Annotated in this window: 17 protein-coding genes; 13 read left to right on the top strand and 4 right to left on the bottom strand. The window is 69.7% G+C overall.

The features are described from left to right. Window positions 1-22 precede the first annotated feature (22 nt). Window positions 23-940: a LysR family transcriptional regulator gene (locus tag H6726_30090; GenBank protein ID MCB9661929.1), complete on the bottom strand. Its 918-nt coding sequence runs from the start codon at window positions 938-940 to the stop codon at window positions 23-25. 115 nt (window positions 941-1055) lie between these two features. Between H6726_30090 and H6726_30085 the strand changes: the two genes are divergently transcribed. The 8 genes from H6726_30085 (at window position 1056) to H6726_30050 (ending at window position 8250) form a co-directional block, all read left to right on the top strand. Further along, entirely contained in the window at window positions 1056-2129 is a 1074-nt protein-coding gene (locus H6726_30085) for a hypothetical protein (GenBank protein ID MCB9661928.1), read from the top strand. A gap of 68 nt (window positions 2130-2197) precedes the next feature. Continuing rightward, entirely contained in the window at window positions 2198-3256 is a 1059-nt protein-coding gene (locus tag H6726_30080; protein ID MCB9661927.1) for an AraC family transcriptional regulator ligand-binding domain-containing protein, read from the top strand. A 34-nt stretch (window positions 3257-3290) separates the two neighbouring features. Then, window positions 3291-4700 carry a hypothetical protein gene (locus tag H6726_30075; protein MCB9661926.1) on the top strand — a complete coding sequence of 470 codons (1410 nt, stop codon included), beginning with the start codon at window positions 3291-3293 and terminating at the stop codon, window positions 4698-4700. A gap of 45 nt (window positions 4701-4745) precedes the next feature. Then, entirely contained in the window at window positions 4746-5540 is a 795-nt protein-coding gene (locus H6726_30070; GenBank protein ID MCB9661925.1) for a hypothetical protein, read from the top strand. Window positions 5541-5673: 133 nt separating this feature from the next. Beyond that, window positions 5674-6489 (top strand): glutaredoxin family protein, encoded by an 816-nt coding sequence (locus tag H6726_30065; protein ID MCB9661924.1) that lies wholly within the window; start codon window positions 5674-5676, stop codon window positions 6487-6489. 70 nt (window positions 6490-6559) lie between these two features. After that, the gene (locus tag H6726_30060; GenBank protein MCB9661923.1) at window positions 6560-7357 is read left to right on the top strand and encodes a peptidylprolyl isomerase; all 798 of its coding nucleotides are present in this window, start codon (window positions 6560-6562) and stop codon (window positions 7355-7357) included. Between the two features lies 1 nt (window position 7358). Continuing rightward, a complete protein-coding gene (locus H6726_30055; GenBank protein ID MCB9661922.1) occupies window positions 7359-7805 on the top strand; it encodes a PaaI family thioesterase in 447 nt (148 codons plus the stop codon). Between the two features lies 1 nt (window position 7806). After that, window positions 7807-8250: a PaaI family thioesterase gene (locus H6726_30050; protein MCB9661921.1), complete on the top strand. Its 444-nt coding sequence runs from the start codon at window positions 7807-7809 to the stop codon at window positions 8248-8250. An 8-nt stretch (window positions 8251-8258) separates the two neighbouring features. Here the strand turns inward: H6726_30050 and H6726_30045 are convergent, their stop codons facing one another. The 3 genes from H6726_30045 to H6726_30035 form a co-directional block, all read right to left on the bottom strand. Beyond that, entirely contained in the window at window positions 8259-9113 is an 855-nt protein-coding gene (locus H6726_30045) for a GGDEF domain-containing protein (protein ID MCB9661920.1), read from the bottom strand. A gap of 120 nt (window positions 9114-9233) precedes the next feature. Beyond that, entirely contained in the window at window positions 9234-10394 is a 1161-nt protein-coding gene (locus H6726_30040) for an exo-alpha-sialidase (GenBank protein ID MCB9661919.1), read from the bottom strand. A gap of 2 nt (window positions 10395-10396) precedes the next feature. Then, entirely contained in the window at window positions 10397-10675 is a 279-nt protein-coding gene (locus tag H6726_30035) for a MoaD/ThiS family protein (GenBank protein MCB9661918.1), read from the bottom strand. Between the two features lie 192 nt (window positions 10676-10867). Here H6726_30035 and H6726_30030 point away from each other — a divergent pair, with 192 nt between their 5' ends. The 5 genes from H6726_30030 to H6726_30010 all read left to right on the top strand — a co-directional run bounded on the left by H6726_30030 (window position 10868) and on the right by H6726_30010 (window position 15597). Continuing rightward, window positions 10868-13054, top strand: a complete 2187-nt coding sequence (locus H6726_30030) for a molybdopterin-dependent oxidoreductase (protein MCB9661917.1) — start codon at window positions 10868-10870, stop codon at window positions 13052-13054. A 485-nt stretch (window positions 13055-13539) separates the two neighbouring features. Further along, window positions 13540-13800 (top strand): hypothetical protein, encoded by a 261-nt coding sequence (locus H6726_30025; GenBank protein ID MCB9661916.1) that lies wholly within the window; start codon window positions 13540-13542, stop codon window positions 13798-13800. Window positions 13801-13874: 74 nt separating this feature from the next. Beyond that, entirely contained in the window at window positions 13875-14531 is a 657-nt protein-coding gene (locus H6726_30020; protein ID MCB9661915.1) for a hypothetical protein, read from the top strand. Between the two features lie 45 nt (window positions 14532-14576). Next, window positions 14577-15080, top strand: coding sequence for a hypothetical protein (locus H6726_30015; protein ID MCB9661914.1), 504 nt, complete (start codon window positions 14577-14579; stop codon window positions 15078-15080). 40 nt (window positions 15081-15120) lie between these two features. After that, window positions 15121-15597, top strand: coding sequence for a hypothetical protein (locus H6726_30010; protein ID MCB9661913.1), 477 nt, complete (start codon window positions 15121-15123; stop codon window positions 15595-15597). The last annotated feature ends 7 nt before the right edge of the window (window positions 15598-15604 follow it).

Raw genomic sequence — 15604 nt, 5'->3', positions numbered from 1 at the left:
CCCGTGATATGAGCGCCGTTCACTATGTCAGCGGGATGTCTTCCGCGAGCGCCATGACCTTGCGCCGCAGCCACGTCAGCCGCTCGTCGTCGTCGTAGCGCGGGTGCCAGTAGAGCTGGAGCGAGAAGGGCGGCAGCGAGAACGGGAAGGGGTGGCGCCGAAGCGCCGACAGGGAAGCCGTCGCGCCAGCCTGACGCTCGGCCATGCTGAGCAAGATGGGCCGTGTCTCTTCGCGCGCCTCCGCGATGATGCGCGCCGCTGCGCCATAGGTCTGGCAACGCACGGCGATGTGTCGCTGCACGCCGACCCCGCGGAGCGCGAGGTCTTCGAACGTGTCGCCGTACGGCCGCGAGGAGACCGCGACGTGGCGCGCGTTGTGATAGGCACGCGCGCTGATGGGCTTGCTCGAGGTGCTCAGCACGCAGAGCTGGTCCGAGAGCAAGGGCTGTTGGTGGAGCGAGGTGCGCCTCGGCACGTCGATGGCGAGGTCCACACGGCGCGCGGCGAGATCCGCCTCGAGCGTGTCGCGGCGTAGGCGCGCGCTGACGATGGGCACGTCTGGCAGCGCGCGGTGGATCTGGAGCAGCAGCAGGGGCTCGACCACGTCGGGCATGCAGACCACCACGCGCCCGAGGTCGGTGGTCGGGTCGAACGAGCGGGAGCGCTGCACCCCGCGGGTGAGCGCGTCGAGCGCGTCGCGCACGTCGGGGGCCATGCGTTCGGCGAGGGGCGTCGGGTCCACGCCGCGACCGCTGCGCTCGAAGAGGGGGTCGCCTACCTGCTCGCGGAGTCGGTTCAGTGCGTGGCTGATGGCGGACTGGCTCACGGCGAGGCGCTTCGCCGCGCGCGTGAGGTTTCGCTCCTCCATCACCACGTCGAACACCCGGAACAGGTTGAGGTCGATGTGCTGGATGAGCTCCAAAGGCTGAGCGTTGTTCATGGTTGTGCTTCGAACGTACAGTAGTTGCTCATGATCGCGGAAGCCGGTGGGGCGCGCGAAGCCGGAGCCGCGCGGCGTTCGGGTGACTCCCGCGCGGGGCGTGCTAATGCCGCGCATGATTCCGCGCGCCGTCACGTACCTCAGCCGCTCGTCGGGAGCGTCCTCGTCCGAGCTGTCTCCCACGTTCTCGGTGGCCGCGTTGCTCCTCGTCACGCTCCTCACCAGCCTCATGGCCTTCGGCTGCCAGTCGAGCGGGGGCACGTCCGACGACGCAGGAGCGGCCGACGCCAACGGGGCCGTGGACGGTGGGCTGGATGGTGGATTGGACGTGGGGCTGGACGGCGACGTCGTCGACATGGGCACCGTCAGCGCCGACCAAGGCGTCGACGAAGGACCCGTCGATCTCGGACCCCCCGCGACGTGTCAGGCCTCGGTGGACCCCAACGCCGTCGATTGCACAGGCACCACCTGCGACGCCACGTGCGATGCCTTGGACACCGGCACGTGTAGCCTGGTGTGTAGCGGGAGCGACCCCGAGAGCTGCACCTGGGAGTGCGATGCGCCCAGCTGCACGTGCGCCGACCTGGCCCCCGCGACCTGCACCTACGCGGGTCCCACGTGCTCCGCGACGTGTTCTCCGCCGCGCTGCGCCGTGTCCTGCGACGACGGACAGTGTGTCGACTCGGCGTGCCCCGACTGCGCGGCGAGCTGTGACGAGGCAGCCTGCTCGACGCGCTGCAACGACGTCACCGAGTGCGCCGCGGCCTTCCGCTGCGAGCGCCGCGACGCGTTCTGCACGACCACCTGCCAACCCGTCACGTGTACGTGGGTCGCGCTCGACGCCGACGCGGGCGTGCCGGACGCGGGCGTGGTTTCGTGTCCGACGGGCGGCAGCGTCCTCCGGCCGGTCCTCGACGCGGTCGGCATGGCGTGCGACGCCGACGCGGGCACCGCCCGCTGGGGCATCGAGTGCACGCGGCCACAGTGCGAAATCAATTGCTTCGATGGCCCATACATCGAGTGTCAGACGGCCGAGTGCGAGCTCGACTGCGACAGCCCCACCTGCACCGTGACCTGCGACACACCGGCGTGCACCGCCACGGACGGCGGCGTCGACTGCGGGGAGCCCACCAACTGCGTGACGACGTGCACGTGCGACGTGGGTCGCTGCACCGAGACGCGCCCATAGGGTCGCACGGTCAGCGCTCGCGGCGTTCCCCGTAGCCTGTCGGTCCCCATCGTGCGACCCTCGACCCAATGCCCGCGCCCTCGCAGCGAACCGACCTCGTGTCGCTCTCGCCGCTCGCCGACTTCGTCGCCGCGTTCAACCCGACGGGCGCGGGAGTGGATGCCTTGCTCGGAGCGCGGGGGATGGACCGGAAGCGCCTCTCCGAGCCGCCCGCCATGGGACCCAGCGCGTTGTTCCTCGGCTGCCTCGAAGCGCTCCTCGAGGGCGCGGGAAACGAGGGCCTCGCGCTCGCGGCGGGTGCCGGCTTCGCGCGCGCGAACTACGATGCGCTCGCGTACTACTATGCGTCCCACGCGACGGTCGGCGACGCGATGCGCGCGGCGTTCTCCATCGCTTGCACGCTACCGCTGCTCTCTCGACCCACGTTGGACGTCCAAGGCTCTCGGGCCGTCGCGTCGTGCTGCAACCTCGTCGACACCAGCCGTGCCGCTGACGCCTACGCCGAGTACTGCGTCGCCACGGTCGTGCACAACGTGCGCGCGCTCGCGGGAACCGCCCTCGTGCCGACGCGCGTCGAGCTGATCGGGCCGACTCCATCGCGCGCCCACGCGCACGCTCTCGAGGCGTTCTTCGGTGTCACGCCACGCTTCTCGGCACCACGCGCTGTCGTCCACTTTCCCGCGGCCTGGCTCGCGCTGCCGAACGTGCACGCCGACCCTGGCCTCCTGCGCGTCCTCGAGCGCGAGGTCGATGCGCTGCTCCGTCGCAGCGACGCACGGGAGCCCGTCCGCGAGCGCGCCAGTCGTGCAGTCGCCCATCGACTCGACGCCGGGCTGCCTGTGAGCATCGAGGGCGTGGCGAGTGACCTCGCGGTGTCCACGCGTTCGCTCCAGGACACGCTGCGCGCCGAAGGTTGCTCGTTTCGCGATGTTCGTGACGTAGTCCGCCGCGCACGCGCGGAGCGACTCTTCCGCGACCCCACGGCGACCTTGGAATCGATCGCCGCCTCGCTCGGTTTCGACGATGTATCGTCCCTCCATCGCTGCTGCCTGAGGTGGTTCGACCAGTCGCCCGGCAGGCTCCTGCGCGCTGCGCGTTCTGCAAGAAAGTCTGCGCGAACCGCCTGAACATCGGGCCGCCCGGCGTCGTAGCTACGGGACCATGACGTCTCGTGACTTCACTCCAGTTCGTGGCGCTCGCGCGTCGCAGCGTTTTCTCGCGTTGGTCTCCCTCTGCGCGTTGCTCGGCGCGGGGGCGCTCATCGCCCCGAGCGTCCGCGCACAGCCAACCGTCACGCGGCGCGCGTTCAACTGGAGCACGTCCAGACCCACGGTCACGGCCGCCACCGGAACGGCCACCGCCGAAGGGGCCCCCGCCACCGAGATCGTTCGGGACGCGTGGTACCGCTGGTCCACGCCGAGCGCCGCCGTGTTCTCCACGCCCTACGGGCGTGTGCGCGCGACTGGCCTCCGCGAGATCCGCTTCAGCGGCGACACCTACGGTGAGATCTCGATGAACGCCGAGGCGAGCCTAGTGGTCGAGGGGACCCTCACGGCGGTCCCGCTCCGCGTCCGGTTCGGCTTCGTCACCGTCGACCTCTTTCATCGCGACGAACCGCCAGTCAGCAACGACAGCATCTCTCTGGTGATCCGGCGCGACGGCGACCGTACGCACGTCGTCACGAGCACGGCGTACTCGAACCTCGAGGTCACCAACCACAACACCAACCAGCGCGTCACCTACCTGCGGCGCGAGCTCCCCGACTTTCATCGGGTCGTGACCATCCAGGGCAACACCTCCTCGCGCGACAGGCGCAGCCCCACGCAGACGGCGGCCGACGCGCAGCCCACGCTGAGCGGCACGGCGACCCCGCTCGACCACATGCAATACGTCGCCGCGGCGAACGACTCGCGCGAGGTCGTCGCGACGGTGGTCTCGGCGTCACGGCGCGAAGGGAGCCCAGCCGGGGCCGAGATGTGGTCGGGGCGACCGCTCCACGCGGGCGAGCGTGTGATCCCCGAGACGCACGTCCTGGTGGTCTGCCGCAACGGAGGGCAGGTGCGCGTCGGCGGGCGCGTCGCCGTCACCGTTCAGCCCGACTGTCGCGTGACGGTCGGCGGGTCTGGCGGGCCCACGAGCCTCACGGCCGGCGGCATCGTCGAGTTCCGTGGGCCGGCCGCGAGCTCCGCCTCGATGAGCGTCGGGTCCAGCCAGGGGACCTACGAAGGACGCGGCTCCGGCCGCTTCGGATTCGGTCCACGGGGCGTGTACGTCGCCGCCGACTCCGGCGCCCTCGTCCTCGGCGCACAGCGCGTCGAGCTCCAGGGGAACGCGCCGAGCGCGCGCTCCGGGATGGGTGTCGCGCCAACTCTCGGGACCGCAGACGCGAACCGCAGCTGGTGGCTCGGGCTCTTCTCGGGGGCGCCGACACCGCAAGGTCAACCGCAGTTCTTCCCCGAGGCCCAGCAGGGCACGGCGTTCCTGAGCGGCGGCGCCCTCATCCCGTACACCGGAGGTGTCCCCGTCATCTCGCCACCCGCGCGCACCCCCGTCCGCCGCCTCACCCGCTGAGACTTCGACGTCTCCACGCTGCGTTCCTCACCCCGAAAGAACACCATGACCCACCCACGCTCCCGACTCCCGCTGCGCCGCCTCGCGCTCCTCGCGACGGCCCTCCTTGGCTTCATGGGCCTGACGGGGCTGATGGCCGGCGCGCCCGTCATCGCCCAGCGGCGACCGATGCAGACCAGCGGTCCGTCCATCGCCGACGTGCAGCGCCGCGCGGCCTCGCTGAACCCAGGCCTCCAGACCCAGGTGTCCACCGCGAGCGCGGGCGTGGAGCTCGTCCCCATGCCCGCAGGCGCACTCTCGACCGTCCCACGGAGCGCCGCCACGCTGCCGACCGTCTCCGAGATCGCGACGCGTCTCGGCACGCGCCAGTCCTTCGACTGGACCGCGACGATCGGCTACCGCAGCGGCTTCGTGCACGACATGTCCGGGGGTACGCGCGTTTGGGCCCGCAGCTTCGGCGAGCACATTGTGCTCGAGCGGGACAACGACCTCGTCGTGGTCCTCGCCGATGGTCGCCAGGTCGGCTCGACCGACTTCCTCCGCGCGGGGTTCGCCATCACCATCGACCGCCCTCAGCCGAACCACGGCTACGTGTTCACGTGCACGGCCTACGTTGCGGGTGAGGGACGCGAAGCGGGCTTCTGGGACGGCTTGATCACCCAGATGACGACGGGGCTGCGCGAGGCGCGCGCCCTGTCGTACACGTGGGAGAACCGCGGCTCCGAGCAGAGCCACCGCATCGTCTTCATGGTGCGGGGGGCTCAGGGCCAGCGGACGGACGAGACGCTGGGCGGCCTGGGCGCCCTCGACGCCTGTCAGGTGCGCAGCTACCCCCTCTGAGGCTGGGGCTCGGTGATGGCGAGCCTCCGCCACGACGAGCCGACGCCGAGGGACATCGATGGGAGCCCATCCGCGCGTCGTGAACGGCTGGCTGCCTGCGCGCTGCCGCGCGGGCTGGTAGACTGCGTCCCGCATGGAAGCACGGAACGTCACGGGCCCTCTCGCGGGCGCCACGCTCGTCGCGTGGGCGCTCTCCTCGTGTGCCCTGGTGGCCTTCGCGAACGTGTCCGGTTGCGGCGCGTCGGCGGATGACGCGAGCGCGCCCACGGGGAGCGACGAAGCCGCGCAGGCAGAGGCCGAGCTGGTGGACCTGCCCTTCGCGCTGAACGACGCGGGGGACGACCTCCTGCTCACGTACGTCGACGCCGAGGGTGCGCACACGGTTCATCACGTCGGAGAGGTCCCCGAGGCCGCCCGCGCGTGGGTGCGCGTGGACTCGCTCACGCTCCCTCCCGACCAGCGTCCCGCGGACGGGCGGGTGTTCGTGGCGGACCTGCGCAGTGAGCTCCCCACGCAGGCGCGCCTGATGTCGCGCGCCGCGTTCGATGCGCGGGTGGAACAGGCTCGGCCCAGCGCGACGGCGGGGGCCGCGCTCGCAGCCGTTTCGGGCGAGGTGGTCTTGTACGGAGCGTCATGGTGTGGCGCCTGTCGTCAGGCCCGGCGCTTCTTCGAGCGCGAGGGGGTGGCCTTCGTGGATCGTGACATCGAGCGGGACCCGGGCGCGCGCGACGAGATGAACCGCAAGGCGCGCGCCGCCGGGGTCGCCACCACGGGCATCCCCGTCATCGACGTGTACGGCACGATCCTCACCGGCTTCGACGAGGGGCGCATTCGTCGGCTGCTCGCCCGTGGCGGCGGTGGCGCGGGCCAGACCGGCTCGGGCGCGGGCCAGACCGGCTCGGGCGCGGCCCAGACCGCCCCGCCGCCCGGTACGCCCCAGCCCATCTGAGCGCTTCGCGGCCCGTGGACGGGGCTGCTGCGCGCTCGACACGGCGCAGCGTTCGGGGTACCTCGCTCGCATGACGTGTCTCTCGTCTGCGCCCCGCGCCTTCATCCTCGTGCTCGCCCTCCTGGTCACGCTCGCCCCTGGGTGTCGCCTGCCCGCCCCGGTGGACCATGGGGACCTCTACCCCGAGCGCGAGCAGGCTGCCGCCGACGACGACGTGGACCTCATCGCGGTGCGCGTCATCCTCATCGCTTACGAGGGCGCCGAGGGGGCCGACGAGGAGACCACGCGCACGCGCGCGCAGGCCGAGGCCCGCGCGGGTGTCGTCGCGGGCCTCGCTCACCAGCCGGGCACCAGCTTCCGCGAACTGGCGCAGCAGTACTCGGACACGCGGGACGACGCGCACCGTTTGCAGCGAGACTCGGACACCTTCCCACCCGAGATCGTGTCGGCCGCCTTCGCGCTGCGCGTGGGCCACGTCAGCTCGGCCATCGAGACCCCGCAGGGCTTCTTCATTGTGGCGCGCCAGCCCAACCCGCAGACGGGGCCCACCAGCATCGCGGCGCGCCACATCCTCATCAGCTACGTCGGCGCCCGCGGCGCCAGCGACGACGTCACGCGCACGCGTGAGCAGGCCCTCCAGCTGGCCGCCGAGGTGGCCGAGCTAGCCCGCACGGACCCGAACGACTGGGACGCGTTGGCCAGCGAGTACAGCGACGACCCCGGCGGGAACGGCGGCGACCTGGGCTCCTTCGGGCGCGGCCAGATGGTGCCCGCCTTCGAGCGCGCGGCTTTCGCGTTACGTATCGGCGAGGTCAGCGACCCCGTGGAGTCTCCCTTCGGCTTCCACGTGATCGTCCGGTACGAGTGACATGAGCGCCATCCCCGACAAAGACCGCGTCCGCACCCTGATCGACCGGGTGTTCGTCAACGGCGTCCCGCACAACGTGGCGCTCGGCATCGAGCTGGTGGACTTCGAGCCCGAGTTCCTGGAGCTGCGCCTGCCGTACTCCGAGAAGCTGGTGGGCAACCCCGAGACGGGCGTCATCCACGGCGGCGCGGTCACCACGCTGATGGACGCGGGCTGCGGCGGGGCGGTCATGATCCGGCTGGGCAAGCCCATGCGTGTGGCCACGCTCGACCTGCGCATCGACTACCTGCGCCCCGGCGCGCGCGGTGCGGACCTCGTCTGCCGCGCCGAGTGTTACCGCGTCACCAAGAACGTGGCCTTCACGCGCGGCATCACCCACGACGGCGACCCGAACGACCCGGTCGCGTCGTGCGCTGGCACGTTCATCATCTTCCGCGGGGACAAGTGAGATGACCGAGCTCAAGGACGCCCTGCTGCACGCGCGGGACAGCAACGACTTCGGGCAGCTGCTGGCGCTCGTGCCCTACGCCCGCTTCATGGGCTTCCAGGTCACGGTCGTCGACGGCGACCTGCGCGTCACCATGCCTTACGCCGAGCACCTGATCGGCAACGGCTCCGTGGACGCGCTGCACGGCGGTACGCTGGGCGCGATGATGGAGTCGGCCGCCATCTTCAAGCTGCTGTGGTCGGCCGACACGGTGCGCGTACCGAAGACCATCAACATCACGGTGGAGTTCCTGCAGAAGGCCGAGCGCGGCAAGGACACCTTCGCGCGCGCCGAGTTCATTCGGCACGGGCGCCGCGTCGCGAACGTGCGCACCTTCTGCTGGCAGGACGACCCGAACAAGCTCGTCGCGGCGGCGAACGCGCACTTCTTGCTCACGCCTGAATAGCGCCGCCGTCAGGGGGCCAGCGCCGTGGCCTGGCCAGGCTTGTAGCGGCCCGCCACCACCTTGTTCTTTTCGCGCTTGGCTTCGTACATCAGCGTGTCGGCGGCCTTGAGCACGTCAGTCAGCGTCGCCCCGGCGGTGGACACCTCGAGCGCGCCGATGCTCGCCGTGATGGGCCAACCGCGGCGCGTCATCTCCGCCTGGAGCGCGGAACGCAGCCGCTCCAGCACGGTCTCGGCGTGCGCGAGGTCCGTGTCCGCCAGCAGCAGCACGAACTCGTCCCCACCCCAGCGGGCCACCGCGTCGCGCTGACGCGTGCTGCTCCGCAGCAGGCGCGCGGCCTCGACCAGCGCTGCGTCCCCCGCGTCGTGTCCCTGGGTGTCGTTCACCTGCTTGAAGTTGTCGAGGTCGACGAACACGAACACGGCGCGGTCCTCGTCGGGCTCGAGCGCACCGAAGGTCTTGGCGGCCGCCTCCTCGAACCCGCGCTTGTTCAGCACCGTGGTCAGCGCGTCGTAGCGGCCGGCCCGCACCTCGCGCGCGAGCCGGCGCTTGAGCCCCACCAGGAGGGCCCCCAGCACGCCGAACGCGAGCAGCTGCACGGCCGTGTTCAATGGCCAGATGAACGCCTGGCTGTACACCAGGCCGCTGGTGAGGGCGGCGACGAGCCACGCCACCGTCGCGCCGACGACGGAGGCCACGGTGAGCCACGTGGGCCCGTACCACGCGGCCCATCCAATCGGCACGTAGTACAGCGGGAACAGGCGGATCTCGTTGCCCGTCACGTGGTCCAGGTAGCCGACGCCCACGAGGCCGAGCAGGCACGCCAGCGCGTGGGGTCCGACCTTCTCGTTGCCTGTCACCACTTGGGGAACTCTAGCGGCGTCCACCGTCGGTGACCAGCCCACCCCCAGCGACGGTGTGGGTCCGACGCTGGGCGTCCTTTGGCCGGGCGCCCGGCGTCACGCGTCGTCTCGCGCGCGGGTTCACCCGAAACGCACCGAGTAGATGGGCGGCAGGTTCGTCGCGACGGACACGAAGCTGTCGCCCTCGTCCTCGCTCACGTACAGGTTGCCGGTGGTGCTGCCGAAGCACAGCGTGCCCAGCTCGTTCGCGAGCGCGTGACGGTAGACCACGTCGTACGCGCACTCCTGCGGCAGGCCGTCGCGCAGCGCCTCCCACGTCTCGCCCCCGTCGCGCGTGCGCGCCACGAAAAGCGCGCCCTCGATGGCGGTGCGTTGCTGGTCGGACTTGCCCGGCACCAGCCACGCCTTGCGCCCGTCGCGCTCGTCGACCGCCACCGGGAAGCCGAAGTGCACGCCCACGTCGGGCGCGCTCACCCGCTTCCAGCTCTTGGCCCCGTCGCTGCTGTAGAACACCCCCGAGTGGTTCTGTTGCCACACGTGCTCGGGCTGGTCGCGGCACAGCTCGACGAAGTGCGGGTCGTGCCCCCACTCGGCCGCCGGGTCCGGCAGGTAGTCGTTCAGCATGCCCTTGTTGCGCCCCGTCCAGCTCGCGCCCCCATCCGTGCTCTCCAGCACGCCCGCCGTGGAGATGGCTACCAGCAAGCGCTTCGGGTCCTGCGCGTCCACCGCGATGGAGTGGATGCCAGGCGCGAACTCGCCCTCAGACGCTGGGGTACCCCACCAGTGCGTGTCGCCGGTGCCGTCCGTCGTGAAGAGGTCGCCGCCGCGCGACGGGTGGTTCCACAGCGGCCGGTTCAGCTCGAAGCTCTCGCCCCCGTCGTCGCTGACGAAGAGCCCACCCGGGATGGTGCCCACGTAGATGCGCCCGTCGGAGCCGAACGAAATGACCCACAGCTTGAGCAGCGTGGACGCCTTGATGGGCCGCTTCGCGGGCACCTCCGCGCCCTCGACCGGCAGCACGTCGGCGTAGTGCCGCGCGCCCTCGGGGTAGGTGATCTGCGGAGCGTCCTCCCACGTGACGCCGTCGTCCTTGGAGCGCGACAGCTTGGCCCCCCAGTGGCCGTGGCCCAGCAGCGCCCACAGCGTGCCCGTGTTCGGGTCCCGCGCGACGAAGTTCACGCCCGCGCCGGCGTGTCCCAGCAGCCGCGGCCGCCACGCGCCGTCGGTCTTCTCCACCGCGAACGTGCCCTTGCGAGTCCCCACCAGAATGCGCTGCGCCATGCCTAGCCTCCGCTCAGTGATTGCAACACGAACACCTGCGCGTCTTCCGCGACGGGGTCCGAGAGGTGACGGCGATCCAGGATGCGCTCGTCCCCGATGAAGATGTTCACGTGGGTGCGCAACACGCCGCGCTCGTCGCACAGGTAGAGCGCGATGCCGGGAGCCAGCGCCTCGAGCTCGCGGACCACGTCCGCCGCGGTCTGCGCGGGCACGACGATGTCCTGTCCCTGCAGCTGCGGGAAGAACGTGAACAGGTGCTTCGTGAGTCGGACCGTGGCCATGCGCTTCCTCGACGAGCCCGTGATGCTGCCGGAGCGGGAAGGCGCGCGTCAACGCGATGGCGACACGCGGTGTGGCTCCGACGTGTCGCATCTGGGCCACGACGCGACCACCGGACGTTGCGGGGACACACGGTGCAAGCGCGGGAGACCGCTGGTACGCTGTGGCGTCGTTTGTATCCGAGGAAGGCTCCCATGCGCACCATCCCCACCTTCTGCCGCATCTGCGAGGCGTCCTGCGGGCTCTTGGCCGACGTCGAGGACAACCGCGTGCTGGCCCTGCGCCCCGACCCGGACCACGTGTCCTCGAAGGGCTTCGTGTGCATCAAGGGCGTGCGCTACGTCGACGTGCACGCCTCGCCGGACCGCGTGAAGACGCCGCTGCGGCGCGTGCCCGGCACCGAGCGCTTCGAGCCCGTGTCGTGGGAGACGGCGCTGCGCGAGATCGGCGAGCGCACGCGCGCCATCCGCGAGCAGCACGGGCCGCACGCGGTGGGAACGTTCTTGGGCAACCCCGCCGCGTTCAGCATCGCGCACGCCATGTTCGCCGCGGCCTTCACCAAGGGGCTCGGCACGCGCAACGCCTACGGCTCGTCCACGCAGGACTGCTCGAACAAGTTCGCCGTGGCGGAGCGCATGTATGGGTCCGCGATCCTGCAGCCGGTGCCCGATCTGGGGCGCACGCACATGGTGGTGCTGATCGGCACGAACCCCGCCATCAGCCAGATGAGCTTCGTGCATGCGCCCAACGCGGTGGACACGCTGCTGGGCATCGAGGCGCGCGGCGGGCGCGTGGTGCACGTGAACCCGCGGCGCACGGAGACGGCCGAGCGCGTGGGCGAGCAGGTCTTCATCCGCCCCGACACCGACGTGTTCTTCCTGCTGTCGTTCCTGCACGTGCTGCTGGCCGACCACGACCCAGGTACGGTGCGCCACGTGCGCGGCCAAGACGGGCTGCGCGAGCTGGTGGCGGCCTTCCCGCCCGAGCGCACGGAGGTGGTCACGCGCGTCGACGCGGCCCTGCTGCGCGAGCTGGTGCGCTCGTTCATGAGCGCGCCGGGGGCCAGCGTGTACGCGTCCACCGGCCTCAACATGGGGCAGACGGGCTCGCTCGCGTTCTGGCTGGTGAACGCCATCAACGTGCTCAGCGGCAACCTCGACCGCGAGGGGGGCGCCATCGTGCCGCACGGCATGTTCCCGCTCGCGACGCTGGCGCATCACACCGGCTTCGGGCGCGGCCACCAGCGCTCGCGCATCGGCGACTTCGAGGCCGTGCTGGACCAGCTGCCGGGGGCCATCCTGCCCGACGAGATCCTCACGCCGGGCGTGGGGCAGGTGCGCGCGCTGTTCGTCACCGCGGGCAACCCGGTGCTCAGCTGCGCCAACGAGGCGCGCATGCGCGAGGCCCTGGGCGCGCTCGAGCTGCTGGTGTGCATCGACCTGTTCCGCAACGAGACGGGGCAGCTGGCGCACTACGTGCTGCCGGGGCTGTCGTTCTTGGAGCGCAGCGACCTGCCGCTGGGCGCGCAGGGCTTCATGACGGAGCCGTACCTGCAGCACACGCCCGCCGTGGTGGAGCCCGACGGAGAGCAGCGGCACGAGTGGTGGATCTTCCGCGAGCTGGCGCACGCGATTGGCGTCCCGCTCATGGGCGTGCGCGGGAGCGAGCTGTGGCGCGCGCTCGACCGGCGCGTGCGGCGCTTGCCCGTGTTGGGAGAGCGCTTGGCCTTCCACCCGGACCAGCTGTACGCGGGCATGGTCGCTGCGACGGGGCAGACCACGCTCGGGGGCGTGCAGCGCCACCCGCATGGTAGGCCGCTGCGCCGCAAGGCCCCGGGCGACCTGCTCCCGGGGCGCCTGCTCACGGCGGACAAGCGCGTGGACCTCGCGCCGCCGGACCTGATGGAGGCCGCCGAGGGGCTCGAGGCGCGCTTCGAGCGCGAGCTGGCGACGCTGGACGAGCTGCGGCTGATCACCAAGCGCGAGCGCAACTCGCACAACTCGTGGATGCACAACGTGGAGGGGCTGGTGCGCGGCAAGCGCGGGCGTAACTACCTCTTCATGCGCGCGGACGACGCCGCGGCCCATGGTCTCGGCGAGGGCGCGCTCGCCAGCGTGCGTGCCAACGGGCGCGAGCTGCGCGTGTACGTGCGCATCACGGACGACCTGGCCCCGCGCGTAGTGGCGCTGCCTCACGGCTGGGGTCACCAGCGCGCCGAGGGACTGCGCGTGGCCCAGGGCACCACGGGCGTGAACGCCAACGTCCTCGCCGCCGACGGCCCCGAGTCGGTCGAGCGCATCAGCGGAATGACGCGGCTGACGGGCTTCGCGGTGCAGGTCGGCGCAGTCACCTCACCTCCGGGGGACGTCGCCTCGGCGTAAGTGGTCCGCAAGGCCCCTCCGCTGCTGCGAAGTAGCAGCGTTCGTGCGGGTTGCTCTGCCGAGAGAGGCACGCGTTCTCCCCGACTACCGGCGCAGTCGAATCGCCCATCACTGCAAACGTTCACCTCGGAAGGGGAAAAGACCACGGCGCGCGACAATCTCCTGGTCCACGTGCATAGGACGAGCTAGCGTCCGGAACACTGCATTTGTGGGCGCAGTTCTGTGCATGAATTGTGCACCTGGAGAGGGTAGCAATGTCCAAGTCATCAGTCGTTTCCGTACTCGCAATCTTTCTTGGATTGACTGCGACACCCGCACTGGCCGCAAACGATGGTTTTCACCCGGCCAGCTTCTGTGTGCGTCTATCGAACTCGATTCGTGTGAACACGGATGGGACCATCGAAAACACCTCGACTTCGTCCGCGGGCTATGTGACGTGTCCAATCTTCACGCGTGACGCAAGTGCCACTGGCACGATGCGGATCGTGGCGCGCGACTTCAGTGAATCGGGGGCAGTCGATTGTAAGATTTACTCGCGCTACTACAGCGGCGCGAGCAGTTACATTCAGATGGACGCCACCGGAGGGTCGACGGGTTCCTGGGCAGTCCTCTCCAAGACTGGCGTTGTCGTCGGATTCTACTCCGGCACGAGTCCACGCACGAACTGGCTGCAGTGTTCCATCCCGGCGGCCGCGACTGCCTACAGCGGTCGTAGTGTCCTCGGAGCCTACTACTTCATCGACTGACGTCGCGTGGCCGGTGTCATAGCCGTTCGCGAACGCGTTCCGGTGCCGGCGTATGCGTGGAAGGACACATGCTCATGAGCAAGAAGTGGATCCCATCACCAGGGACCGTGCTGTCCGTTGGATTGAGCGCCTTCGCGGTCTATTCGGTCATGTCCCTGTCCGTCCGCTCAGACGGTCTCGCGCTCGCAACCCCCGAGGACGCGCAGCACCTGGATGCGGAAGCGCTCGGCTTGGCGAGCGATGCGGACCTGTCCACCGTCATGAACCGACTGCGGCGGCTGGAGCGCTCTGCTGCGGAGAACGCCGAGCAACGAGCGGCCGGGGCCGACACCGCGACGGGAGCCGAGGACGACGACCTGTCCAACGCGCCTCTGCTCGCGCAGACCGACGACCTGGAGGTCATTCGAGGCGCGCTTGAACAGGCCTTCGCTCAACGCGATAGCGACAGCTCGTCGACCGCTCGGTTCTACCAACTTCTCGACGAACAGATGCGCGAGAACCCGGAGATCGCCACTGGGACGTCCATTGGCGCACTCGACTGCAGCACGACGTCGTGCGTCGTGCAGTTCCTGCACGACAACGAAGCAGCGGCCGAGAACACTCGCTCGCGCGTTCGCACACTCTTCCCGTGGTCACAGGCGGGACACATCACCAACGAAGGCCTCGTGTCCACGGCGTACATCTCGTCCGATGTATCCGTCTTCGAAGGCATCCTCGTCGCGGCTCAGTAGCGATCGTTCTGATCGACAGATACCTTCACGCTCGGTGGAACAACAATGAACAGAGCAATTCTCATCTCGGTGCTGACGGTCATTGGGCTCGTCCCGTATCGTGTCGCCGTAGCTGGCAACGATGGCTATCATCCTGCACATTTTTGCAGTGGAATAGGCGATCAGTCGAACTTTCGCTACGGAAACGATGGAACTATCTACAACACGGATGCCGTCCATCGGCAGACCGTCACCTGCCCATTCTTCACCCGGGATGCGGCGGCGACGGGGGCGCGTCGCATCTGGGTCGTGGACGAGCATCCGCATCAGGCCGTGGAGTGCTGGACCTCGGGACAATTCAGCGGACACGACCGCTTCTATGCGCCTTTGGGTGCGTCGCTCGAGTTGGGGCCCAGCATCTTCGTGCAACAACTGACAGGGGTCGGGTTTGTCAGTGTGAATGCGCCTTCTATCGACTACATCGAGTGCGAACTTCCGCCCGCGTACGATGACCCGTTCTTCCCAGGCCCAGAGGAGAGCGGAGTGGTTGCGTACTGGTTCAAGAACTAGCTTTCTTCTGTCTGCGTCCATCGGACGCAAGGAGCTCTCCGTGAAGGTATCGATCGTGTCCGTGTCCCTGTTTGCGGCGCTTGTCGCGACGCCTGCGCTGGCGGCCAATGATGGCTTCCACCCCGGTTCTTTCTGTGTCCTCGCCGCGGCGGGGACAACCGCCTACGTCGACAATCGCATCGAGAATCGTGGCAGCGGTCAGGTGACCATCGAGTGTCCTCTGTTCGTCCGGGACGCGTCGGCGACGGGGAAGGTTCGCGTGCAGGCACTGGACCGCAGCCTGTCCGGCACGGTCGCATGCTCGCTGGGTACGATGGTGAGCGGCTCCGTCAGCTACGTGGACCTGCCTGGAACCAGTGGTCACACGGGTGGGTGGCAGGTGACGACGCTCACTGGGGCGACCGTCGGGTTTGGTTCGACGTCCAACCCGCGGTCGAACTGGGTCGAGTGCCTCGTGCCGGCCCCGTACCTCGGCCAGTACAGCGCCGTGGGCGCGTACTACTTCATCGACAACTGAGTTCAGA

This window comes from Sandaracinaceae bacterium (genome assembly GCA_020633055.1).
In the GTDB taxonomy this organism is placed as follows: domain Bacteria; phylum Myxococcota_A; class Polyangia; order Polyangiales; family Houyiibacteriaceae; genus JADJJE01.
Note: the sequence above shows the minus strand (reverse complement) of the source record. Positions and strands in the feature narration are given on the sequence as shown.